Annotated in this window: 1 protein-coding gene and 1 pseudogene; one reads left to right on the forward strand and one right to left on the reverse strand. The window is 76.6% G+C overall.

Annotated features, from left to right (window positions below; translation table 11 throughout):
* Positions 1 to 82: 82 nt before the first annotated feature.
* Positions 83 to 562, forward strand: a complete 480-nt coding sequence (locus FOE67_RS25755) for a hypothetical protein (protein WP_228474298.1) — start codon at positions 83 to 85, stop codon at positions 560 to 562.
* On the opposite strand, the pseudogene FOE67_RS25760 reads toward FOE67_RS25755, so the two are convergent.
* Positions 563 to 1383: pseudogene (locus FOE67_RS25760) on the reverse strand (hypothetical protein); the annotation flags it as partial.

Genomic DNA, 1383 nt, shown 5'->3' on the forward strand with positions numbered 1-1383 from the left:
TAAGTGATCGGCACCCCGAAAACCCCCGGCACCGACAGCACCCGGCCGGATACCGTGGCCCCCGACACCACCGGCCGGCACGGTGACCGGCCACGCGGACCCGGAGGACCACATGGTCGAGGTGACCCGTCTGAGCACCCTGGTCGAACTCGACGGGGAACGCGCCGACCCCGCGGAGATGGCGGTCTCCGCCCGGTTGGAGGCGGTGCTCTCCGACGACCGCCGGATACCGCTGCTCGACGACCGGGGCTGGTCCGAGTCGATCCACGGCGGTGGGGTGGACATCCGGGAGTTCGTCTCGGTCGGGGACATCGAGGAGACCGCCCGCACCGTGGTCGGCCCGGACGAGCCGGGAGAGGACCACACGCACGAGGGGATGGCCGCCGACCACTGGGGGCACCTGGCCGACATCCTGCGGCGGCACGGAGTGGCCGCGCACCCGGCGGAGTTGGAACGCCTGCCGCACGAGGTCGTCCTCGGCGAACGTCTCCGGGAGTGGCTGGGACGGGCGCGCCCCCTCCCCTCGTGGCCCGACTCGTGGCCCGACCCCGGCCGGGGGTGATCAGTCGGATTCGGCCGGCCCGAAGTGATGGCGGGTGAGCCGTGAACCGTCGGGGCCGATGGAGGCGGCGACACAGCGCAGGACCCGGGAACCGGCGGCGTACTGCGCCTCCGTGGGCGGCAGCACGTCCGGCTCCCACGAATCGGCCTCCCGCTCCCGGCCCCGCTCGTTGAGGGAGGCCGCCAGGACCTCTGCGGAGCACACCTCCCGGACCGTCGGGTGCGCGGCGAGTTCCGCCTGGTGGTGGGTGAGCCCGTCGGCCGGCAGCGGGGCGATCGCGAAGGTCTCCCAGACGTGCTCGGCCCGGCAGTCGGCGGCGGTGATGGAGACGTTGCCGGTGATCACGACCATGCCGCCCCAGCACTCGGGCTCGACGACGCAGGCCGCGTCCGCGCCCTCGATGTCGGCGGCGGGGCAGTCCTCCGCGGTGGTCGGCACGCCCCACTCGACGCCGGGGGCCGACCCGTCCTCCCCGGCTCCCCCGGGATCGGCGCCGGGATCGTCGGCCGGGGGCACGTCCCCGGCGGGCCGGCCGTCGGCCGGGGGCCCGGAGGCGAGCGGATCCGCGGTGCCCCCGTCGTCCGGCCGGTCACCGTTCATCAGCAGCACCAGGCCGGCGCCCGCTCCCACCGCGAGAACCACCGAGGCCGCGACGGCGGCGAGCAGCGGACCGCGCCGCCGCGCTCCGGCGCGGGGGGACCGCGGACCCGCCTCGGGCTCGGTGACCGCGCCGGCCCCGTCGCCCGACGCCCCCGGCGGGCCGGGTGCCATCACGGGGGCCGGGCCGAAACCGACGGGACTCGGGGCGACCGGGGCCGGGG

The sequence above is a fragment of the Streptomyces calidiresistens genome (assembly GCF_014141525.1).
GTDB classification, from domain to species: domain Bacteria; phylum Actinomycetota; class Actinomycetes; order Streptomycetales; family Streptomycetaceae; genus Streptomyces; species Streptomyces calidiresistens.